The sequence below is a fragment of the Burkholderia sp. AU33423 genome (assembly GCF_002223135.1).
Lineage (GTDB): Bacteria > Pseudomonadota > Gammaproteobacteria > Burkholderiales > Burkholderiaceae > Burkholderia > Burkholderia lata_D.
Window position 1 is genome coordinate 1 of record NZ_NKFH01000003.1, and the last position, 23,248, is coordinate 23,248.

At 60.9% G+C, this 23,248-nt stretch carries 16 protein-coding genes, 4 tRNA genes and 1 rRNA gene; 20 read left to right on the forward strand and 1 reads right to left on the reverse strand.

Annotated elements, in window-relative coordinates:
- Positions 1-3: 3 nt before the first annotated feature.
- Positions 4-116: ribosomal RNA gene (rrf, locus tag CFB50_RS01505) — 5S ribosomal RNA — on the forward strand.
- Between the two features lie 736 nt (positions 117-852).
- Here the strand turns inward: rrf and CFB50_RS01510 are convergent.
- Positions 853-1,236: a hypothetical protein gene (locus CFB50_RS01510; RefSeq protein ID WP_089444800.1), complete on the reverse strand. Its 384-nt coding sequence runs from the start codon at positions 1,234-1,236 to the stop codon at positions 853-855.
- A 560-nt stretch (positions 1,237-1,796) separates the two neighbouring features.
- Here CFB50_RS01510 and CFB50_RS01515 point away from each other — a divergent pair.
- From CFB50_RS01515 to rpsJ, 19 genes are all read left to right on the forward strand, one after another.
- Positions 1,797-1,882, forward strand: a tRNA-Tyr gene (locus CFB50_RS01515).
- A gap of 44 nt (positions 1,883-1,926) precedes the next feature.
- A tRNA-Gly gene (locus tag CFB50_RS01520) sits at positions 1,927-2,000 on the forward strand.
- 24 nt (positions 2,001-2,024) lie between these two features.
- Positions 2,025-2,099 (forward strand) — tRNA-Thr (locus tag CFB50_RS01525).
- 66 nt (positions 2,100-2,165) lie between these two features.
- Positions 2,166-3,356 carry an elongation factor Tu gene (gene tuf / locus CFB50_RS01530; protein WP_011350666.1) on the forward strand — a complete coding sequence of 397 codons (1,191 nt, stop codon included), beginning with the start codon at positions 2,166-2,168 and terminating at the stop codon, positions 3,354-3,356.
- Positions 3,357-3,415: 59 nt separating this feature from the next.
- Positions 3,416-3,491, forward strand: a tRNA-Trp gene (locus CFB50_RS01535).
- Positions 3,492-3,534: 43 nt separating this feature from the next.
- Positions 3,535-3,915, forward strand: a complete 381-nt coding sequence (secE, locus tag CFB50_RS01540; RefSeq protein ID WP_006482892.1) for a preprotein translocase subunit SecE — start codon at positions 3,535-3,537, stop codon at positions 3,913-3,915.
- A 1-nt stretch (position 3,916) separates the two neighbouring features.
- Positions 3,917-4,474 (forward strand): transcription termination/antitermination protein NusG, encoded by a 558-nt coding sequence (gene nusG / locus CFB50_RS01545; RefSeq protein WP_006400672.1) that lies wholly within the window; start codon positions 3,917-3,919, stop codon positions 4,472-4,474.
- Positions 4,475-4,616: 142 nt separating this feature from the next.
- Positions 4,617-5,048: a 50S ribosomal protein L11 gene (gene rplK / locus CFB50_RS01550; RefSeq protein ID WP_006477201.1), complete on the forward strand. Its 432-nt coding sequence runs from the start codon at positions 4,617-4,619 to the stop codon at positions 5,046-5,048.
- Positions 5,049-5,747: a 50S ribosomal protein L1 gene (gene rplA / locus CFB50_RS01555; RefSeq protein ID WP_006482906.1), complete on the forward strand. Its 699-nt coding sequence runs from the start codon at positions 5,049-5,051 to the stop codon at positions 5,745-5,747. It begins immediately after the preceding gene.
- Between the two features lie 308 nt (positions 5,748-6,055).
- Entirely contained in the window at positions 6,056-6,553 is a 498-nt protein-coding gene (gene rplJ, locus CFB50_RS01560) for a 50S ribosomal protein L10 (RefSeq protein ID WP_021161756.1), read from the forward strand.
- A 63-nt stretch (positions 6,554-6,616) separates the two neighbouring features.
- Positions 6,617-6,991: a 50S ribosomal protein L7/L12 gene (gene rplL / locus CFB50_RS01565; protein ID WP_021161757.1), complete on the forward strand. Its 375-nt coding sequence runs from the start codon at positions 6,617-6,619 to the stop codon at positions 6,989-6,991.
- 377 nt (positions 6,992-7,368) lie between these two features.
- Positions 7,369-11,475: a DNA-directed RNA polymerase subunit beta gene (gene rpoB / locus CFB50_RS01570; protein ID WP_069246923.1), complete on the forward strand. Its 4,107-nt coding sequence runs from the start codon at positions 7,369-7,371 to the stop codon at positions 11,473-11,475.
- A gap of 21 nt (positions 11,476-11,496) precedes the next feature.
- Positions 11,497-15,741, forward strand: coding sequence for a DNA-directed RNA polymerase subunit beta' (rpoC, locus tag CFB50_RS01575; protein ID WP_069246924.1), 4,245 nt, complete (start codon positions 11,497-11,499; stop codon positions 15,739-15,741).
- Positions 15,742-15,939: 198 nt separating this feature from the next.
- The gene (recQ, locus tag CFB50_RS01580; protein ID WP_069246925.1) at positions 15,940-17,787 is read left to right on the forward strand and encodes a DNA helicase RecQ; all 1,848 of its coding nucleotides are present in this window, start codon (positions 15,940-15,942) and stop codon (positions 17,785-17,787) included.
- A gap of 227 nt (positions 17,788-18,014) precedes the next feature.
- Complete coding sequence (rpsL, locus tag CFB50_RS01590; protein WP_006400662.1) at positions 18,015-18,395, forward strand: 30S ribosomal protein S12; 381 nt, start codon at positions 18,015-18,017, stop codon at positions 18,393-18,395.
- Between the two features lie 172 nt (positions 18,396-18,567).
- Positions 18,568-19,038, forward strand: a complete 471-nt coding sequence (gene rpsG / locus CFB50_RS01595) for a 30S ribosomal protein S7 (RefSeq protein WP_006477195.1) — start codon at positions 18,568-18,570, stop codon at positions 19,036-19,038.
- 123 nt (positions 19,039-19,161) lie between these two features.
- Entirely contained in the window at positions 19,162-21,264 is a 2,103-nt protein-coding gene (gene fusA / locus CFB50_RS01600) for an elongation factor G (protein ID WP_039339232.1), read from the forward strand.
- Between the two features lie 43 nt (positions 21,265-21,307).
- A complete protein-coding gene (tuf, locus tag CFB50_RS01605; RefSeq protein ID WP_011350666.1) occupies positions 21,308-22,498 on the forward strand; it encodes an elongation factor Tu in 1,191 nt (396 codons plus the stop codon).
- A gap of 287 nt (positions 22,499-22,785) precedes the next feature.
- Positions 22,786-23,097: a 30S ribosomal protein S10 gene (gene rpsJ / locus CFB50_RS01610; RefSeq protein WP_004199280.1), complete on the forward strand. Its 312-nt coding sequence runs from the start codon at positions 22,786-22,788 to the stop codon at positions 23,095-23,097.
- Positions 23,098-23,248 lie beyond the last annotated feature (151 nt).

Below are 23,248 nucleotides of genomic sequence, written 5' to 3' on the forward strand. Positions count from 1 at the left end.
TTGCCTGATGACCATAGCGAGTCGGTCCCACCCCTTCCCATCCCGAACAGGACCGTGAAACGACTCTACGCCGATGATAGTGCGGATTCCCGTGTGAAAGTAGGTAATCGTCAGGCTCCCTAAGCCAGAAACCCCCGCCCGACAAGGCGGGGGTTTTTGCATTTGGGTGGCGGAAATGCATGGGGGAGCGGAGTGGGCGGCCTGGCCATATCCAGGCGCCGCATGCGTCGATTCAGGCACCTGCCGTTCTCGAGCAACTCGCAGCGCAGCGCTACGGATCAATCCGATCGAGCTGGCCCCGCACTGGTAGCTGGCGCTGGCTGAAACCTATATTCAAACATCCATCCCCCTGCTGCTCACGACGACGGCCGCCAAGTTGAGTAACGACTTCATCTCGCGTACCTGACTACCTCTCGGGGCAGATTTGAGCGTCGCGGGCTTAGGCCCTGTGTGGCATCGCCAACTCCTCGATTGCCGATTATCGGGCGTCGTTCATCGGCGTATCGAGCTCATCCTCGGCCAAAAGTCACTGTTGCAATTTCGTGCCTATCGAGCATGTTTCACGGCCTCCGTCACCACACGAGCCGTCAGCATACCGGGCAACGGGTCGCCTCTATCGGACGTTTGGTGCGTACTCGCTGCGCGCGCTGAGTGACTGTTCCCCGTCGAGCGTGCGAAGTCGAATCGTGCCGTGAATGGCATTGTGTAGCCATCCAGGGCTGTTTGTGACTCAATTCGTTGCATCTTCGCTCAAGTCGACTTGAGCGAAGAAACGACGCGTGTAACCCACCGGATGGGAAGGAGCGCTGCGTAGCGCGAACCTGCGTCCGCGAGTTCGTCGACCCGATAGCATCAGAAATCCGCGCTGCTCCTTTTGACGAGCACGGGCTGCCCGTCTCGCAACACATAGATTTCTTCGATGAGCGAATAGGCCGTGCCGCCAAAGCAGTCTCGCCCTTCGCCGATTAACGCGAAGTGCTTGTCGCTGGCGTCGATGCCGGTCGATCGCACCGTGCATGCGGTACTCGGATCCCGGAGCGCGGAGCCATCGCCCGGCGGAAACCGGCGGGTCGTGTTCCGGCCTTGATCTCGGGTTAGCACGACCAACGCCAGGCAGCGATCGGTCGATGTCGAAGGCTGGATCTCGCACGCCAGCTTTGCGGCGTCGTCGCTTGGATGCGGAGCGGAGAACGCGCCGGCGTCGAATCCTACGCAGGTACTCGCGTTCAGCTGCACGAGGCGGCATCGTTGGGGCATGCGGGATGTCGTGCGTATGCCGAGGATTCGCTGCGGTAGGCGGGCAGTTGACCCGCGATGGTATCGCACCGGTCGTTGAAGTCGGCAAAGGCCGGTACCGCGCCTACGACTTCGCGCCGGCAGCCGTGGCCGGAGGACTCGATGGCGTTGCTGGAAAACGCCCGAAAGCCTTGTCGTGTATATCGCCTGCAGGTCCGGCCTGACAACCCGCGAGATTGGAAGCGACATCCCCCAAAATATCGGGGATGGATCAATGAATCCGCCCGGCACGAAATTTGCGGAAATTTTTCGTTTACCCGCTTGGCAGAGTGCGTAAGAGGTCGTATGATGGCGGTCTTTCGTTTTCAGCGTAGATGCAGATCGACGTTGAGGGCGGAGTCTGACGAAGATGTGGCACTGATCAGTAGCACCCATGCTTGCCTTAGCCGGGCAAGGACGGGAGATCGGTGGTCAAGCAAGTGTCGGGGAGAGAGTGAAAATAATCTTCCGGATCCGCTTGACAGAAGTGCGATGCACCCCCATAATCGTCAGTTCTCTACGGAGGGGTGCCCGAGTGGCTAAAGGGGGCAGACTGTAAATCTGTTGGCTTACGCCTACGTTGGTTCGAATCCAACCTCCTCCACCAAGATTATCAGCGCAGTGAGCGGTAAGGAATCGTTTGTGGCCCGTGCGGGTGTAGCTCAATGGTAGAGCAGAAGCCTTCCAAGCTTACGACGAGGGTTCGATTCCCTTCACCCGCTCCAGACCGCGAAGTTGAAGCGTAAAGCGCCCATGTGGCTCAGTGGTAGAGCACTCCCTTGGTAAGGGAGAGGTCGGCAGTTCGATCCTGCCCATGGGCACCAGCAGTAAAAAGTCAGTGTCTTGTTTGCGCGCGGCGCAACCTGTGAAATTCCTTCTGGGAGTCGAAAATGGCCAAGGGTAAATTTGAGCGGACCAAGCCGCACGTGAACGTTGGTACGATTGGTCACGTTGACCACGGCAAGACGACGCTGACGGCAGCGATCACGACGGTTCTGACGAAGAAGTTCGGCGGCGAAGCGAAGGCATACGACCAGATCGACGCGGCACCGGAAGAAAAGGCACGCGGCATCACGATCAACACGGCACACGTCGAGTACGAAACGGCTAACCGCCACTACGCACACGTCGACTGCCCGGGCCACGCTGACTATGTGAAGAACATGATCACGGGCGCAGCGCAGATGGACGGCGCGATCCTGGTTTGCTCGGCAGCAGACGGCCCGATGCCGCAAACGCGTGAGCACATCCTGCTGGCGCGTCAGGTTGGCGTTCCGTACATCATCGTGTTCCTGAACAAGTGCGACATGGTGGACGACGCTGAACTGCTCGAGCTGGTCGAGATGGAAGTTCGCGAACTCCTGTCGAAGTACGACTTCCCGGGCGACGACACGCCGATCGTGAAGGGTTCGGCGAAGCTGGCGCTGGAAGGCGACACGGGCGAGCTGGGCGAAGTGGCGATCATGAGCCTGGCCGACGCGCTGGACACGTACATCCCGACGCCGGAGCGTGCAGTTGACGGCGCGTTCCTGATGCCGGTGGAAGACGTGTTCTCGATCTCGGGCCGTGGTACGGTTGTGACGGGTCGCGTTGAGCGCGGCATCGTGAAGGTCGGCGAAGAAATCGAAATCGTCGGTATCAAGCCGACGGTGAAGACGACCTGCACGGGCGTTGAAATGTTCCGCAAGCTGCTGGACCAAGGTCAAGCAGGCGACAACGTTGGTATCCTGCTGCGCGGCACGAAGCGTGAAGACGTGGAGCGTGGCCAGGTTCTGGCGAAGCCGGGTTCGATCACGCCGCACACGCACTTCACGGCTGAAGTGTACGTGCTGAGCAAGGACGAAGGCGGCCGTCACACGCCGTTCTTCAACAACTACCGTCCGCAGTTCTACTTCCGTACGACGGACGTGACGGGCTCGATCGAGCTGCCGAAGGACAAGGAAATGGTGATGCCGGGCGACAACGTGTCGATCACGGTGAAGCTGATTGCACCGATCGCGATGGAAGAAGGTCTGCGCTTCGCAATCCGCGAAGGCGGCCGTACGGTCGGCGCCGGCGTCGTCGCCAAGATCATCGAGTAAGCCAGTTATTCGTTGATCGACAGTTTTGGGGCTGGCAACAGCCAGCCCCAACATGGTTTAGGGGTATAGCTCAACTGGCAGAGCGTCGGTCTCCAAAACCGAAGGTTGGGGGTTCGATTCCCTCTGCCCCTGCCAAAAAATAGCCACGTGTCCTACGTGGCATTTGTTTTAAGGTGTTATGGCGAATCCATCCGTCGAAACTGTAAATACCTCCGGCGATAAGCTGATGCTGGCCCTGGGCGTATTGTTGGTCTTGGCCGGATTCGTGGGCTTCTTCTGGCTGGCCAATCAGCAGTGGTATGTCCGCGGTGCCGCGTTGGCGGTAGGTATCATCGCCGGCGTGGCCGTCGGGCTGATGTCCGCACCTGGCAAGAGCCTCATCGCCTTTGCCAAGGATTCGTACAAGGAAGTCCGGAAGGTCGTTTGGCCCACCCGCAAGGAAGCAACGCAAACCACACTCGTCGTGTTCGGTTTCGTGCTCGTGATGGCGATTTTCCTCTGGTTGAGTGACAAATCGATCGAATGGGTGATTTTCTCGGCGATTCTGGGTTGGAAATGATATGAGCGATACTCCGGCATCCCCGAGCGGAAAGCGTTGGTACGTCGTGCACGCCTACTCCGGTATGGAGAAGAGCGTGCAACGCGCGCTTCAAGAGCGCATCGAACGTGCTGGCATGCAGGACAAATTCGGTCAGATCCTGGTTCCGACCGAAGAAGTGGTCGAAGTCAAAGGCGGCCACAAGGCTGTGACCGAGCGTCGTTTCTTCCCCGGCTACGTGCTGGTGGAAATGGAAATGACGGACGAAACGTGGCACCTCGTGAAGAACACCGCGAAGGTCACCGGTTTCGTCGGCGGTGCGCGTAACCGCCCGACCCCGATTTCCCCGAAGGAAGTCGAAAAGATCATGTCGCAGATGCAGGAAGGCGTTGAGAAGCCGCGCCCGAAGACCCTGTTCGAAGTCGGCGAGATGGTGCGTGTCAAGGAAGGCCCGTTCACGGACTTCAATGGCACCGTCGAAGAAGTCAACTACGAAAAATCTCGCGTGCGTGTGTCGGTCACCATTTTTGGCCGATCCACCCCGGTCGAACTCGAATTCGGCCAGGTCGAAAAAGTTTGATCCCGATTCGGTGGGCAGCCTCGGCTGCCCACCTTCGCGCTTACGGCCCGCGTCATGGTCGTTGAGGAGCGTCAGTAGCCAGCGGCGAAAGCGCGTTATTACTCACCGAACGCCTTCTCCGGCGTTCCAATGAGGTTCACAAATGGCAAAGAAGATTATCGGCTTTATCAAGCTGCAGATCCCTGCAGGTAAAGCCAACCCGTCGCCGCCGGTCGGTCCGGCACTGGGCCAGCGCGGCCTGAACATCATGGAGTTCTGCAAGGCGTTCAACGCGCAGACTCAAGGCATGGAGCCGGGTCTGCCGGTGCCGGTGGTCATCACGGCATTCGCTGACAAGAGCTTCACGTTCGTGATGAAGACGCCGCCGGCGACCGTCCTGATCAAGAAGGCGGCGAAGGTGGACAAGGGCTCGAGCAAGCCGCACACCGACAAGGTCGGTTCGATCACGCGCGCTCAAGCTGAAGAAATCGCGAAGACCAAGATGCCGGACCTTACGGCAGCTGATCTGGACGCAGCCGTTCGCACCATCGCTGGTAGCGCACGCTCGATGGGCATCACTGTGGAGGGCGTGTAAATGGCTAAGATCTCCAAGCGCCGTCAGGCATTTGCTGCCAAGGTTGATCGTCAGAAGCTGTACGCGATCGAAGACGCACTGAGCCTCGTGAAGGAATGCGCGAGCGCGAAGTTCGACGAGTCGATCGACGTCGCAGTCCAGCTCGGCATCGATGCGAAGAAGTCGGATCAAGTCGTTCGTGGTTCGGTCGTTCTGCCGGCAGGTACGGGCAAGTCGGTTCGCGTTGCTGTGTTCGCGCAAGGCGAGAAGGCTGAGCAAGCACGTGCAGCAGGCGCGGAAATCGTCGGTATGGAAGACCTGGCAGAGCAGATCAAGGCTGGCCAGATGGACTTCGACATCGTGATCGCTTCGCCGGACACGATGCGTATCGTCGGTACGCTCGGTCAGATCCTCGGCCCGCGCGGCCTGATGCCGAACCCGAAGGTCGGTACGGTCACGCCGGACGTCGCAACCGCCGTCAAGAACGCGAAGGCTGGTCAGGTGCAATTCCGTGTCGACAAGGCCGGTATCATCCACGCGACCATCGGCCGTGCATCGTTCGAACCGACCGCACTGCGTTCGAACCTGTCGGCGCTGATCGAAGCGCTGCAGAAGGCAAAGCCGGCAACGAGCAAGGGCGTCTACCTGCGCAAGATCGCACTGTCGAGCACGATGGGCGTCGGCGTGCGTGTCGACCAGGCTACGCTGGCAGCACAGTAAGCAAGTATTCGGGCCGCTTCGTTCGCGAAGCGGCCTACATGGGCTTTGGGCGGTTGCTCGTGCGGTACGGCGGGCAACCGGTTATCAAAGACCGTTGGTGGGGCGCAGCAGTCAGGTGATCCCTTAATTCAAGCCAACGCAGATGGCGAACCCGAAAAAGTTTTGCAGTGGTGAAGCCGCAGGCCGTGAAGCGATTCCCGGCGTGAGGTGGAAATACTCCTAACGAGGTCGGACGCCGTTGTTGAACGAGGTACGTGAGGTTTCGGCCATGCCGGCCGCGCCGAACGTATCGTTTCTGGAGGCTAACCGTGCCGCTTAATAGAGAAGACAAGCAAGCCGTCGTCGCTGAGGTTTCCGCGCAAGTCGCGAAGGCCCAGACCGTTGTGCTGGCTGAGTATCGTGGAATTGCGGTTGGCGATCTGACCAAGCTGCGCGCGAAAGCGCGTGAGCAACAGGTTTACCTGCGCGTGTTGAAGAACACGCTGGCGCGTCGCGCTGTTGAAGGTACCCCGTTTGCTCCGCTGGCAGAGCAGATGACTGGCCCGTTGATCTACGGCATCTCGGAAGATGCAATTGCTGCTGCTAAGGTCGTCAACGACTTCAGCAAGAGCAATGACAAGTTGGTCATCAAGGCTGGTTCGTTCGATGGCAAGGTGATGGACAAGGCTGGCGTGCAAGCGCTGGCAAGCATCCCGAGCCGCGAAGAACTGCTCTCGAAGCTGCTGTTCGTTATGCAATCGCCTGTTTCGGGCTTCGCGCGCGCTCTGGCCGCGCTGGCCGAGAAGAAGCAAGCGGAAGCTGCGTAATCGAGCGTGCATCAGCGTCATTGATCGCTGGCTGTATCCGAATTCAATTTAGGAGTATTTCAAATGGCAATCGCAAAAGAAGACATCCTGGCAGCAGTCGAAGGGATGACCGTTCTGGAACTGAACGAACTGGTCAAGGCATTCGAAGAGAAGTTTGGCGTGTCGGCAGCTGCAGTGGCAGTTGCTGGCCCGGCAGGCGGCGGCGCAGCTGCTGCAGCAGAAGAGAAGACCGAATTCACGGTCGTTCTGGCTGAAGCAGGCAGCAACAAGGTTGCAGTCATCAAGGCAGTTCGCGAACTGACGGGCCTGGGCCTGAAGGAAGCGAAGGACGTCGTTGACGGCGCACCGAAGGCTGTCAAGGAAGGCGTCGACAAGGCTGCTGCTGAAGAAGCCAAGAAGAAGCTGGAAGAAGCAGGCGCGAAGGTCGAAGTCAAGTAAGTTTCGGCGCGCTGTGCGAAGGCTGGCGGTATTTTCACCGCCGGCCTTTTTGTGCTTTGTGGGGACGTTATTCTGGCACTCATTCGGGAGCCCGAATAATCGGCCCCAGAAGCCAAGGAAAACCGCCTGATCGTTGTCATTGATCACGAATGGCGGTTCTCTTTGTCTTCTGAAGCGACTGCAGAAGGCAAGTTTGGTCGGGTAGCGGGCAACACAGGCATCCGCTGCCGTCAGCCAGCGGTTGGTAGCGGCCAACCACCAAGCTTCTCGGCTCGTTCAAGCCGTCGGACGGCCATCGGGTCTCAGTCGGTGAACACTCGGGTTTGAAACGTCCAGGTATTCCGCCTCGATAGCACCCGCCGTGATTCGGAGATCGTATGCAATATTCCTTCACCGAGAAGAAGCGCATTCGCAAGAGTTTCGCGAAGCGCCCCATCGTTCACCAAGTTCCTTTCCTGCTGGCTACCCAGCTTGAATCATTCAGCACGTTTCTGCAAGCCGATGTGCCGGCCACGCAACGCAAGCCTGAAGGTTTGCAGGCCGCGTTCACATCGGTGTTTCCCATTGTTTCGCACAACGGTTTCGCACGTCTCGAGTTCGTGAGCTATGCGTTGTCCGCGCCGGCATTCAACATCAAGGAATGCCAGCAGCGTGGCCTGACGTACTGCTCCGCGCTGCGCGCGAAGGTCCGCCTTGTCATCCTCGACAAGGAATCGCCGAACAAGCCGGTCGTCAAGGAAGTGAAAGAGCAGGAAGTGTACATGGGCGAAATTCCGCTCATGACGCCGACGGGCTCGTTCGTCATCAACGGCACCGAGCGTGTCATCGTCTCGCAGCTGCACCGTTCGCCGGGCGTGTTCTTCGAACACGACAAGGGCAAGACGCACAGCTCGGGCAAGCTGCTGTTCTCGGCACGGATCATTCCGTACCGCGGCTCGTGGCTCGACTTCGAATTCGATCCGAAGGACATCCTGTACTTCCGCGTCGACCGTCGCCGCAAGATGCCGGTCACGATCCTGCTGAAGGCCATCGGCCTCACGCCGGAACAGATCCTCGCGAACTTCTTCGTGTTCGACAACTTCACGCTGATGGGCGAAGGCGCGCAACTCGAGTTCGTGCCCGAGCGCCTGCGTGGTGAAGTCGCGCGTTTCGACATCACGGATCGTGATGGCAAGGTCATCGTCCAGAAGGACAAGCGGATCAACGCGAAGCACATTCGCGACCTCGAAGCCGCGAAGACCAAGTTCATCTCGGTGCCGGAAGACTATCTGCTCGGCCGCGTGCTGGCGAAGAACGTCGTCGACGGCGATACCGGCGAAGTGATCGCGAGCGCGAACGACGAAGTCACGGAAAGCGTGCTCGAGAAGCTGCGCGAAGCGGGCATCAAGGACATCCAGACGCTCTACACGAACGACCTGGACCAGGGTCCGTACATCTCGTCGACGCTGCGTGTCGACGAAACGACGGATCGTACGGCCGCGCGCATCGCGATCTACCGCATGATGCGTCCGGGCGAGCCGCCGACCGAAGAAGCGGTCGAGGCGCTGTTCAACCGTCTGTTCTACAGCGAAGAAGCGTACGACCTGTCGAAGGTCGGCCGTATGAAGTTCAACCGCCGCGTCAGCCGTGACGAGATCACCGGCCCGATGACGCTGCAGGACGACGACATCCTCGCGACGATCAAGATCCTCGTCGAGCTGCGCAACGGCAAGGGCGAAGTGGACGACATCGACCACCTCGGCAACCGTCGTGTGCGTTGCGTCGGCGAACTGGCGGAAAACCAGTTCCGCGCGGGTCTCGTGCGTGTCGAGCGCGCGGTCAAGGAACGCCTCGGCCAGGCCGAAAGCGAAAACCTGATGCCGCACGATCTGATCAACTCGAAGCCGATTTCGTCAGCGATCCGCGAGTTCTTCGGTTCGTCGCAGCTGTCGCAGTTCATGGACCAGACCAACCCGCTGTCGGAAATCACGCACAAGCGCCGTGTTTCCGCACTGGGCCCGGGCGGTCTGACGCGCGAGCGCGCAGGCTTTGAAGTTCGCGACGTGCACCCGACCCACTATGGCCGCGTGTGCCCGATCGAAACGCCGGAAGGTCCGAACATCGGTCTGATCAACTCGCTCGCACTGTATGCGCACCTGAACGAGTACGGCTTCCTCGAGACGCCGTACCGCAAGGTCGTGGACAGCAAGGTGACCGACCAGATCGACTACCTGTCGGCGATCGAAGAAGGCCGCTACATGATCGCTCAGGCAAACGCCGCGATCGACGAGAACGGCCAGCTGATCGACGAACTCGTGTCGTCGCGTGAAGCCGGCGAAACGATGATGGTCACGCCGGACCGTATCCAGTACATGGACGTCGCGCCGTCGCAGATCGTGTCGGTGGCAGCTTCGCTGATTCCGTTCCTTGAGCACGATGACGCGAACCGTGCACTGATGGGTTCGAACATGCAGCGTCAGGCCGTGCCGTGTCTGCGTCCGGAAAAGCCGGTCGTCGGTACGGGCATCGAGCGCACCTGTGCGGTCGACTCGGGTACGACGGTTCAGGCGTTCCGCGGCGGCGTCGTCGACTATGTCGACGCAGGCCGTATCGTGATTCGCGTGAACGACGACGAAGCAGTCGCAGGTGAAGTCGGTGTCGACATCTACAACCTGATCAAGTACACGCGTTCGAACCAGAACACGAACATCAACCAGCGTCCGATCGTGAAGATGGGCGACAAGGTCTCGCGCGGCGACGTGCTGGCCGACGGCGCCTCGACGGACCTGGGTGAGCTCGCGCTCGGCCAGAACATGCTGATCGCGTTCATGCCGTGGAACGGCTACAACTTCGAGGATTCGATCCTGATCTCGGAGAAGGTCGTGGCCGACGATCGCTACACGTCGATCCACATCGAAGAGCTGAACGTCGTTGCACGCGACACGAAGCTCGGGCCGGAAGAAATCACGCGCGACATCTCGAACCTGGCGGAAGTCCAGCTCGGCCGTCTCGACGAATCGGGCATCGTGTACATCGGTGCCGAAGTCGAAGCAGGCGACGTGCTGGTCGGCAAGGTCACGCCGAAGGGCGAGACCCAGCTGACGCCGGAAGAGAAGCTGCTGCGCGCGATCTTCGGCGAGAAGGCTTCGGACGTGAAGGACACGTCGTTGCGCGTGCCGTCGGGCATGAGCGGTACCGTGATCGACGTCCAGGTGTTCACGCGTGAAGGCATCCAGCGTGACAAGCGTGCGCAACAGATCATCGACGACGAACTGAAGCGCTACCGTCTCGACCTGAACGACCAGCTGCGCATCGTGGAAGGCGACGCGTTCCAGCGTCTCGCACGCATGCTCGTGGGCAAGGTCGCGAACGGCGGTCCGAAGAAGCTCGCGAAGGGCACGAAGATCGACCAGGCTTACCTGGAAGACCTCGACCATTACCACTGGTTCGACATCCGCCTCGCGGACGACGAAGCAGCGGCGCAGCTCGAAGCGATCAAGAACTCGATCGAAGAAAAGCGTCACCAGTTCGACCTCGCGTTCGAAGAGAAGCGCAAGAAGCTCACGCAAGGCGACGAACTGCCGCCGGGCGTGCTGAAGATGGTCAAGGTGTACCTTGCGGTCAAGCGTCGCCTGCAGCCTGGCGACAAGATGGCAGGCCGTCACGGTAACAAGGGTGTCGTGTCGAAGATCGTCCCGATCGAAGACATGCCGTACATGGCCGATGGCCGTCCGGCAGACGTCGTGCTGAACCCGCTGGGCGTTCCGTCGCGGATGAACGTGGGTCAGGTCCTGGAAGTGCACCTCGGCTGGGCCGCGAAGGGCCTCGGCTGGCGAATCGGCGAAATGCTGCAGCGTCAGGCGAAGATCGAGGAACTGCGCGTGTTCCTGACGAAGATCTACAACGACTCGGGCCGCCAGGAAGACCTGGAAAGCTTCACCGACGAAGAGATCCTCGAACTCGCGAAGAACCTGCGCGAAGGCGTGCCGTTCGCAACGCCGGTGTTCGACGGTGCGACCGAGGAAGAAATGGGCAAGATGCTCGACCTCGCGTTCCCGGACGACATCGCTGAACAGCTCGGCATGAACCCGTCGAAGAACCAGGTCCGCCTGTACGACGGCCGCACGGGTGAAATGTTCGAACGTCGCGTGACGCTCGGCTACATGCACTACCTGAAGCTGCACCACTTGGTCGACGACAAGATGCACGCGCGTTCGACCGGCCCGTACTCGCTCGTCACGCAGCAGCCGCTGGGTGGTAAGGCGCAGTTCGGTGGCCAGCGTTTCGGTGAAATGGAAGTGTGGGCACTCGAAGCGTACGGCGCGTCCTACGTGCTGCAGGAAATGCTGACGGTGAAGTCGGACGACGTGAACGGCCGGACGAAGGTGTACGAAAACCTCGTCAAGGGCGATCACGTGATCGATGCAGGCATGCCGGAATCCTTCAACGTGCTCGTGAAGGAAATCCGCTCGCTCGGTATCGATATCGATCTCGACCGCAATTAATCGGACTACGGAGAGAAAGCAATGAAAGCTCTGCTCGATCTATTCAAGCAAGTCCAACAGGAAGAAGTTTTCGACGCGATCAAGATCGGTCTGGCCTCGCCGGACAAGATCCGTTCGTGGTCGTTCGGCGAAGTGAAGAAGCCGGAGACCATCAACTACCGTACGTTCAAGCCGGAACGCGATGGTCTCTTCTGCGCGAAGATCTTCGGGCCGATCAAGGACTACGAGTGCCTGTGCGGCAAGTACAAGCGTCTGAAGCACCGCGGCGTGATCTGCGAGAAGTGCGGCGTCGAAGTGACGCTGGCGAAGGTGCGTCGCGAACGGATGGGCCACATCGAGCTGGCCTCGCCGGTCGCTCACATCTGGTTCCTGAAGTCGCTGCCGTCGCGTCTGGGCATGGTGCTCGACATGACGCTGCGCGACATCGAACGCGTGCTGTACTTCGAAGCCTATGTGGTGATCGAACCGGGCATGACGCCGCTGAAAGCGCGGCAGATCATGACCGAAGAGGATTACTACAACAAGGTCGAGGAATACGGCGACGAATTCCGTGCCGAAATGGGCGCGGAAGGCGTGCGTGAACTGCTGCGCGCGATCAACATCGACGAGCAGGTCGAGACGCTGCGCACCGAGCTGAAGAACACCGGCTCGGAAGCGAAGATCAAGAAGTACGCGAAGCGCCTGAAGGTCCTCGAGGCATTCCAGCGCTCGGGCATCAAGCCCGAGTGGATGATCCTCGAAGTGCTGCCGGTGCTGCCGCCGGAACTGCGTCCGCTCGTGCCGCTGGACGGCGGCCGTTTCGCGACGTCGGACCTGAACGACCTGTATCGCCGCGTGATCAACCGTAACAACCGGTTGAAGCGTCTGCTCGAGCTGAAGGCACCTGAAATCATCGTCCGCAACGAAAAGCGGATGCTGCAGGAAGCCGTCGACTCGCTGCTCGACAACGGTCGTCGCGGCAAGGCGATGACGGGCGCGAACAAGCGTCCGCTGAAGTCGCTCGCCGACATGATCAAGGGTAAGGGCGGTCGTTTCCGTCAGAACCTGCTGGGCAAGCGCGTCGACTACTCGGGCCGTTCGGTCATCGTGGTCGGCCCGACGCTGAAGCTGCACCAGTGCGGTCTGCCGAAGCTGATGGCGCTCGAGCTGTTCAAGCCGTTCATCTTCAACAAGCTGGAAGTGATGGGCGTCGCGACGACCATCAAGGCTGCGAAGAAGGAAGTCGAGAACCAGACGCCGGTGGTGTGGGACATCCTCGAAGAGGTGATCCGCGAGCACCCGGTGATGCTGAACCGTGCGCCGACGCTGCACCGTCTTGGTATCCAGGCGTTCGAGCCGGTGCTGATCGAAGGCAAGGCAATTCAGCTGCACCCGCTCGTTTGCGCGGCGTTCAACGCCGACTTCGACGGTGACCAGATGGCCGTTCACGTGCCGCTGTCGCTCGAAGCGCAGATGGAAGCGCGTACGCTGATGCTGGCGTCGAACAACGTGCTGTTCCCGGCCAACGGCGATCCGTCGATCGTGCCGTCGCAGGATATCGTGCTGGGTCTGTACTACGCGACCCGCGAAGCGGTCAATGCCAAGGGCGAAGGCCTGTCGTTCACGGGCGTGTCGGAAGTGATCCGCGCGTACGAGAACAAGGAAGTCGAGCTGGCATCGCGCGTCAACGTGCGGATCACCGAAATGGTCCACAACGAAGACACGTCGGAAGGCGCACCGCCGTTCGTGCCGAAGATCTCGCTGTACGCGACGACCGTCGGTCGCGCGATCCTGTCGGAGATCCTGCCGCACGGCCTGCCGTTCTCGGTGCTGAACAAGCCGCTGAAGAAGAAGGAAATCTCGCGCCTGATCAACACGGCGTTCCGCAAGTGCGGTCTGCGTGCGACGGTGGTGTTTGCCGACCAGCTGATGCAGTCGGGTTTCCGTCTCGCGACGCGTGCCGGCATCTCGATCTGCGTGGACGACATGCTCGTGCCGCCGCAGAAGGAAACGATCGTCGGCGACGCCGCGAAGAAGGTGAAGGAGTACGACCGCCAGTACATGTCGGGTCTCGTCACCGCGCAGGAACGCTACAACAACGTGGTCGACATCTGGTCGGCAACGTCGGAAGCGGTCGGCAAGGCGATGATGGAGCAGCTGTCGACGGAGCCGGTGACGGACCGCGACGGCAACGAGACGCGCCAGGAGTCGTTCAACTCGATCTACATGATGGCCGACTCGGGCGCCCGGGGTTCGGCGGTTCAGATTCGTCAGCTGGCCGGTATGCGTGGCCTGATGGCGAAGCCGGACGGCTCGATTATCGAGACGCCGATTACCGCGAACTTCCGCGAAGGTCTGAACGTGTTGCAGTACTTCATCTCGACCCACGGTGCACGTAAGGGTCTGGCTGATACGGCACTGAAGACCGCGAACTCGGGTTACCTGACGCGTCGTCTCGTCGACGTCACGCAGGATCTGGTCGTGGTGGAAGACGATTGCGGCACGTCGAACGGCGTGGCGATGAAGGCGCTCGTCGAAGGCGGTGAAGTCGTCGAAGCGCTGCGTGACCGTATCCTCGGCCGCGTTGCGGTTGCGGACGTCGTGAACCCGGAAACGCAGGAAACGGTGTACGAATCGGGCACGCTGCTCGACGAAACGGCGGTCGAGGAAATCGAACGCCTCGGCATCGACGAAGTGCGCGTGCGCACGCCGCTGACCTGCGAAACGCGTTACGGCCTGTGCGCAGCCTGCTACGGCCGTGACCTCGGCCGCGGCTCGCTCGTGAACGTCGGCGAAGCGGTTGGCGTGATCGCCGCACAGTCGATCGGTGAACCGGGCACGCAGCTGACGATGCGTACGTTCCACATCGGTGGTGCGGCATCGCGTGCGGCAGTGGCTTCGTCGGTCGAAGCGAAGAGCAACGGTATCGTGCGCTTTACGGCGACGATGCGCTACGTCACGAACGCGAAGGGCGAGCAGATCGTCATTTCCCGTTCCGGCGAAGCGATGATCACCGACGATTTCGGTCGCGAGCGCGAGCGTCACAAAGTGCCGTACGGCGCGACGCTGCTGCAGCTCGACGGCGCGACGATCAAGGCAGGCACGCAGCTCGCCACGTGGGATCCGCTGACGCGTCCGATCATCACCGAGTACGGTGGTACGGTGAAGTTCGAGAACGTCGAGGAAGGCGTGACCGTCGCGAAGCAGATCGACGACGTGACCGGCCTGTCGACGCTGGTCGTGATCGACGTGAAGCGCCGTGGTTCGCAGGCTTCGAAGAGCGTGCGTCCGCAGGTCAAGCTGCTCGACGCGAACGGCGACGAAGTGAAGATTCCGGGCACGGAGCACGCAGTGCAGATCGGCTTCCAGGTCGGCGCACTGATCACCGTGAAGGATGGCCAGCAGGTGCAGGTCGGTGAAGTGCTCGCACGTATCCCGACGGAAGCGCAGAAGACGCGTGACATTACCGGCGGTCTGCCGCGGGTGGCGGAGCTGTTCGAAGCGCGTTCGCCGAAGGATGCCGGCATTCTCGCGGAAGTCACCGGTACGACGTCGTTCGGTAAGGACACGAAGGGCAAGCAGCGTCTCGTCATCACGGATCTCGAGGGCAACCAGCACGAGTTCCTGATCGCGAAGGAAAAGCAGGTTCTGGTTCACGATGCACAGGTCGTCAACAAGGGCGAAATGATCGTGGACGGTCCGGCGGATCCGCACGACATCCTGCGTCTGCAGGGTATCGAGGCGCTGTCGCGCTACATCGTCGACGAAGTGCAGGACGTGTATCGTCTGCAGGGCGTGAAGATCAACGACAAGCACATCGAGGTGATCGTTCGCCAGATGCTGCGTCGTGTGCAGATCACCGACAACGGTGATACGCGCTTCATCCCGGGCGAACAGGTCGAGCGTTCCGACATGCTGGACGAGAACGATCGCATGATCGCCGAGGACAAGCGCCCGGCTTCGTACGACAACGTGCTGCTCGGTATCACGAAGGCATCGCTGTCGACCGACTCGTTCATCTCCGCGGCATCGTTCCAGGAAACGACCCGCGTGCTGACCGAAGCGGCGATCATGGGCAAGCGCGACGATCTGCGTGGCCTGAAGGAAAACGTGATCGTCGGCCGTCTGATTCCGGCCGGTACGGGTCTCGCGTTCCACAAGGCACGCAAGGCGAAGGAATCGTCGGATCGCGAGCGTTTCGACCAGATCGCAGCGGAAGAGGCATTCGACTTCGGCACGCCGAGCGCGCCGGCGGAAGAGCCGCAGCAACACCCGGCAGCCGAGTAAGTGCGGGCGGCGCGAGCCGCCTTGCCTTACCTTGCTGTCACCGAAACCGCCCGGTTCCGCCGGGCGGTTTTTTTTCGTCCGTCGTTCATCCGAGTGAACGAATCCTGGCCAATCGGCCAAAACCGCACGATTCGCCACGCGTCGCACGAGCGGGTTGTTAAAATTGCGGTCATCGCTTAGCCGTCCCTGTCCTCATTCATGTCCCGCGCCCTCGAAATCCTCGACGAAGTATTTGGTTATCCCGCATTTCGCGGCCAGCAGGGCGAGATCGTCGAACACGTCGCCGGCGGCGGCGATTGTCTCGTGCTGATGCCGACCGGCGGCGGCAAGTCGTTGTGCTACCAGATTCCGGCGCTGCTGCGCCGCGAGGCCGGGCAGGGCGCCGGCATCGTCGTGTCGCCGTTGATCGCGCTGATGCAGGACCAGGTCGCCGCACTGAGCGAAGTGGGCGTGCGCGCCGCGTACCTGAATTCGACGCTGTCGGGTGCCGAGGCTGCGGCGACCGAGCGCGCGCTGCGCGAAGGTGAAATCGACCTGCTGTACGTCGCGCCGGAGCGGCTGATGACGGGGCGCTTCCTCGACCTGCTCGAGCGCGCGAAGATCGGCCTGTTCGCGATCGACGAAGCGCACTGCGTGTCGCAATGGGGGCACGATTTCCGCCCGGAATACATCCAGCTGTCGGTGCTGCATGAACGGTTCCCGTCGGTGCCGCGCATCGCACTGACCGCCACGGCCGATGCGATCACGCGCGACGAGATCATCCACCGTCTCGCGCTCGACGACGCGCGCGTGTTCGTATCGAGCTTCGACCGCCCGAACATCCGCTACCGGATCGTCGAAAAGGACAACGCGCGTTCGCAGCTACTGGATTTCATCCGCGCCGAACATACGAACGCCGACGGTACGACGGACGCGGGCGTCGTTTATTGCCTGTCGCGCCGCAAGGTCGAGGAAACGGCCGAATGGCTGAAGGCGCAGGGCGTGCGTGCGCTGCCGTATCACGCGGGGATGGAGTTCGAGGTGCGGCAGAAGCACCAGGAAATGTTCCAGCGTGAGGAAGGCATCGTGATGTGCGCGACGATCGCGTTCGGCATGGGCATCGACAAGCCCGACGTGCGCTTCGTCGCGCACTTGGATCTGCCGAAGAGCGTCGAGGGCTACTACCAGGAAACGGGCCGCGCCGGCCGCGACGGGATGCCCGCGAATGCGTGGATGGCGTACGGTCTCGGCGACGTCGTCCAGCAGCGAAAGATGATCGACGAGTCGGATGCGGACGACGCGCACAAGCGCGTCCAGACGTCGAAGCTCGACGCGCTGCTCGGGCTGTGCGAGACGATCTCGTGCCGCCGCGTACGGCTGCTGAACTACTTCGGCGAGGAGAGCAAGCCGTGCGGCAACTGCGACACGTGTCTCGAGCCGCCCGATTCGTGGGACGCGACGCGCGAGGCGCAGATGGCGCTGTCGTGCGTGTTCCGCGCGCAGCGCGCGAGCGGCTTCAATTTCGGCTCGAGCCACCTGATCGAGATCCTGCGCGGCGGGCGCACCGAGAAGGTGTTGCAGCGCGGCCACGACCAACTCAGCACGTTCGGAATCGGCGCGGCGCTGTCCGAGCCGGAGTGGCGTGCGATTTTCCGGCAGCTCGTCGCGTACGGCTACCTGGCCGTCGACCATGGCGGCTTCGGCGCACTGATGCTGACCGAGGCCGCGAAGCCCGTGCTGAAGAACGAGGAGAAGGTCACGCTGCGCCGCTACGTGAAGCCGCAGCGCACGCGCCAGTCGTCGAGCCGCAGCGGTACGCGCGTCGATCCGACGGCCGGCATGGGCACGCGTGAGCGTGCACGGTGGGACGCGCTGCGTGCGTGGCGCGCGGAAACGGCAAAAACGGACGGCGTGCCGGCCTACGTGATCTTCCACGACGCAACGCTCGCCGAGATCGCGCGCAACGCGCCGGAGACGATCGACGACCTGCGCCATATCCCCGGCATGGGCGTGCGCAAGCTCGAACGCTTCGGCGACGAGATCATCGACGTCGTCGAGTCGGCCTGACACAGGCGTTCCGACCCTTCCGGTAAACCACGCGCTCGGCTGGCGAATCACGCAAGCCGTTGACTTAGTTGGTATTTCCGGAATATGATGCTGGGTTCCGGTATTCGGTGGGCCGAGTCGCGTTCCAAGGTTCGCACCCGTTTCGCCGGTTCGGAAGTCAACTGTGCGCCGATTCTCGCTTTGCCCGAAATCGATGCGCAGATTTTGTTCAATTTCAGGAATAAACAATGCCAACCATCAACCAACTGGTTCGCAAAGGCCGTCAGTCGGAAACGACGAAGAGCAAGAGCCCGGCCCTGCAGGACTGCCCCCAGCGTCGCGGCGTGTGCACCCGTGTGTACACGACGACGCCGAAGAAGCCGAACTCGGCACTCCGTAAGGTCGCCAAGGTTCGTCTGACGAACGGCTTCGAAGTGATTTCGTACATCGGCGGTGAAGGCCACAACCTGCAGGAACACTCGGTTGTGCTGATCCGCGGCGGCCGTGTGAAGGACTTGCCGGGTGTGCGTTACCACATGGTTCGCGGCTCGCTGGATACCCAGGGCGTCAAGGACCGTAAGCAAGCGCGCTCGAAGTACGGCGCGAAGCGTGCAAAGGCTGCCAAGTAAGCAGTTTTTGATCAGGGATCGCCGCAGGGCGGTCAAGGCGGGAGTGCCGGATTGCCGGTGCTGTCGAGTAAGTGGTCACCCGGCCAAGCTGGTTAGTCGTGAAGATGTGATCGGGTTTGTTGGTGGCCGCGGAGCTGGAACCAGCTCCAACTGAACAAGTAAAGGAAGAATCATGCCGCGTCGTCGCGAAGTCCCCAAGCGGGAAGTGTTGCCGGATCCGAAGTTCGGTAACGTTGATGTAGCCAAGTTCATGAACATGCTGATGCTGTCCGGCAAGAAGTCGGTCGCAGAGCGCATCGTTTATGGCGCATTCGAACAAATCCAGACCAAGGGTGGCAAGGACCCGCTGGAAGTGTTCACGGTTGCGCTCAACAACGTCAAGCCGGTGGTCGAAGTGAAGAGCCGTCGCGTTGGTGGTGCCAACTATCAAGTTCCGGTCGAAGTGCGCCCGTCGCGTCGTATGGCATTGGCGATGCGCTGGCTGCGTGAGGCTGCGAAGAAGCGTAGCGAGAAGTCGATGGCCCTGCGCCTGGCAGGTGAACTCTCCGAAGCGGCCGAAGGCCGTGGCGGCGCGATGAAGAAGCGCGACGAAGTTCACCGCATGGCAGAAGCCAACCGCGCGTTCTCGCATTTCCGTTTCTAAGCGCCTGGCTGGGCTTTTAGCGGAAATAAATTCCGGGCGGGTGCGCTTTTCAGGCGCCTCGCCCGTTTGTGTTGAAGCATGATGCAGCAGGGCTGCATCGTGTCATCCCAGTAGAGGATCAAAGTGGCTCGCAAGACTCCTATCGAGCGCTACCGCAATATCGGTATTAGCGCTCACATCGACGCCGGCAAAACGACGACGACCGAGCGCATTCTGTTTTACACCGGTGTGAACCACAAGATCGGTGAAGTCCACGACGGCGCAGCCACGATGGACTGGATGGAGCAGGAACAAGAGCGTGGCATCACGATCACGTCCGCTGCTACCACCGCCTTCTGGAAGGGCATGGGCGGCAACTATCCGGAACACCGCATCAACATCATCGACACCCCGGGCCACGTCGACTTCACGATTGAAGTCGAGCGCTCGATGCGCGTGCTCGACGGCGCGTGCATGGTGTACTGCGCAGTGGGCGGCGTGCAGCCGCAGTCGGAAACGGTGTGGCGCCAGGCTAACAAGTACAAGGTGCCGCGTCTCGCGTTCGTCAACAAGATGGACCGTACCGGTGCGAACTTCTTCAAGGTCTACGACCAGCTCCGTCTGCGCCTGAAGGCGAACCCGGTTCCGGTCGTGGTGCCGATCGGCGCGGAAGAAAACTTCAAGGGCGTCGTCGACCTGATCAAGATGAAGGCGATCATTTGGGACGAAGCGTCGCAAGGCACGAAGTTCGACTACGTCGACATCCCGGCCGAGCTCGCAGAGACCTGCAAGGAATGGCGCGAGAAGATGGTCGAAGTGGCTGCTGAAGCCAGCGAAGACCTGATGAACAAGTACCTGGAAGAAGGCGACCTGCCGGAAGCCGACATCGTCAAGGCGCTGCGCGACCGTACGATCGCGTGCGAAATCCAGCCGATGCTGTGCGGTACCGCGTTCAAGAACAAGGGCGTGCAGCGTATGCTCGACGCCGTGATCGACTTCCTGCCGTCGCCGGTCGACATCCCGCCGGTCAAGGGCGAGCTCGAAAACGGTGAAGAAGCAGAGCGCAAGGCGTCGGACGAGGAGAAGTTCTCGTCGCTCGCGTTCAAGATCATGACCGACCCGTTCGTCGGCCAGCTAATCTTCTTCCGTGTGTACTCGGGCGTCGTCAACTCGGGCGACACGCTGCTGAACTCGACCAAGGGCAAGAAGGAGCGCCTCGGCCGTATTCTGCAGATGCACGCGAACCAGCGTGAAGAAATCAAGGAAGTCCGTGCAGGCGACATCGCTGCTGCGGTCGGCCTGAAGGAAGCGACCACCGGCGACACGCTGTGCGATCCGGCAAACCCGATCGTGCTCGAGCGCATGGTGTTCCCGGAGCCGGTGATTTCGCAGGCTGTCGAGCCGAAGACCAAGGCTGACCAGGAAAAGATGGGCCTGGCGCTGAACCGTCTGGCTCAGGAAGATCCGTCGTTCCGCGTGCAGACCGACGAAGAGTCGGGCCAGACCATCATTTCGGGCATGGGCGAGCTCCACCTCGAAATTCTGGTCGACCGGATGAAGCGTGAATTCGGCGTGGAAGCAACCGTCGGCAAGCCGCAGGTTGCATACCGCGAAACGATCCGTTCGACGGCGAAGGACGTCGACGGCAAGTTCGTCAAGCAGTCGGGCGGTCGCGGCCAGTACGGTCACGCAGTCATCACGCTCGAGCCGAACGAACAAGGCAAGGGCTACGAGTTCTTCGACGAGATCAAGGGTGGTGTGATTCCGCGTGAATACATCCCGGCGGTCGACAAGGGTATCCAGGACACGCTGAAGTCGGGCGTGCTGGCTGGCTTCCCGGTCGTCGACGTGAAGGTTCACCTGACGTTCGGTTCGTACCACGACGTTGACTCGAACGAAAACGCGTTCCGCATGGCCGGTTCGATGGCGTTCAAGGAAGCAATGCGCAAGGCGAACCCGGTCGTCCTCGAGCCGATGATGGCTGTCGAAGTCGAGACGCCGGAAGACTACATGGGCAACGTGATGGGCGACCTGTCGGGCCGTCGCGGTATCGTCCAGGGCATGGAAGACATGGTTGGCGGCGGCAAGATCGTGCGCGCCGAAGTGCCGCTGTCGGAAATGTTCGGCTATTCGACGTCGCTGCGCTCGCTGACGCAAGGTCGCGCAACGTACACGATGGAGTTCAAGCACTACGCTGAAGCTCCGCGCAACGTTGCAGACGCGATCATCAGCGCGAAGTCGAAGTAAATCTGTAGCTACCAATCGATTAATTTTTTGAAAGAAGAGAATCATGGCAAAAGGTAAATTCGAGCGGACCAAGCCGCACGTGAACGTTGGTACGATTGGTCACGTTGACCACGGCAAGACGACGCTGACGGCAGCGATCACGACGGTTCTGACGAAGAAGTTCGGCGGCGAAGCGAAGGCATACGACCAGATCGACGCGGCACCGGAAGAAAAGGCACGCGGCATCACGATCAACACGGCACACGTCGAGTACGAAACGGCTAACCGCCACTACGCACACGTCGACTGCCCGGGCCACGCTGACTATGTGAAGAACATGATCACGGGCGCAGCGCAGATGGACGGCGCGATCCTGGTTTGCTCGGCAGCAGACGGCCCGATGCCGCAAACGCGTGAGCACATCCTGCTGGCGCGTCAGGTTGGCGTTCCGTACATCATCGTGTTCCTGAACAAGTGCGACATGGTGGACGACGCTGAACTGCTCGAGCTGGTCGAGATGGAAGTTCGCGAACTCCTGTCGAAGTACGACTTCCCGGGCGACGACACGCCGATCGTGAAGGGTTCGGCGAAGCTGGCGCTGGAAGGCGACACGGGCGAGCTGGGCGAAGTGGCGATCATGAGCCTGGCCGACGCGCTGGACACGTACATCCCGACGCCGGAGCGTGCAGTTGACGGCGCGTTCCTGATGCCGGTGGAAGACGTGTTCTCGATCTCGGGCCGTGGTACGGTTGTGACGGGTCGCGTTGAGCGCGGCATCGTGAAGGTCGGCGAAGAAATCGAAATCGTCGGTATCAAGCCGACGGTGAAGACGACCTGCACGGGCGTTGAAATGTTCCGCAAGCTGCTGGACCAAGGTCAAGCAGGCGACAACGTTGGTATCCTGCTGCGCGGCACGAAGCGTGAAGACGTGGAGCGTGGCCAGGTTCTGGCGAAGCCGGGTTCGATCACGCCGCACACGCACTTCACGGCTGAAGTGTACGTGCTGAGCAAGGACGAAGGCGGCCGTCACACGCCGTTCTTCAACAACTACCGTCCGCAGTTCTACTTCCGTACGACGGACGTGACGGGCTCGATCGAGCTGCCGAAGGACAAGGAAATGGTGATGCCGGGCGACAACGTGTCGATCACGGTGAAGCTGATTGCACCGATCGCGATGGAAGAAGGTCTGCGCTTCGCAATCCGCGAAGGCGGCCGTACGGTCGGCGCCGGCGTCGTCGCCAAGATCATCGAGTAATATCGACGATCCGCGGATCCCGACGGGGTCCGCGATTCCGCGGTATGCAGTCCGTACCGTCGAAACCGGGTGTCCAGCTTGCGCTGGCACCCGGTTTTGTTTTTCCGTCACGCCGAGGCGCGGGGCGAGAAACTCGCACCATCGCTCCAGAATTTCGTGTAGAATCGCGGGCTTAGCAGTGGAAGTACCGTCCGGAACCTGATGTCTCGCTCCCCGCAGGCGTCATGTTTCACGTTCTTTTAGTGTCCGGCGATGCAACATCGCCTCGCTCTTTCCAAGGAATCGTCATGCAGCAACAGAAAATCCGCATTCGCCTGAAGGCTTTCGACTATCGTCTGATCGATCAATCGGCTGCCGAAATCGTCGATACCGCGAAGCGGACTGGCGCAATCGTCCGTGGCCCGGTGCCGCTGCCGACGCGCATTCAGCGTTTTGACATCCTGCGTTCGCCGCACGTCAACAAGACGTCGCGCGATCAGCTCGAAATCCGTACCCACCAGCGCCTGATGGACATCGTCGATCCGACCGACAAGACGGTTGACGCGCTGATGAAACTCGACCTGCCGGCTGGCGTCGACGTGGAAATCAAGCTGCAGTAAGGCTTCCGGCGCCGATCGGCATGCCGGGCGGCGCTAAGTCTTTGTATTGCTTGCGGAAATCGAGAAGTCGGGCTATACTGCTTGGCTTTTCGCGTATTCGTGTAAAAAAGTTGGGCCTTGCGTGCCCGGCATTTTGTAAATCAGCCCCGAC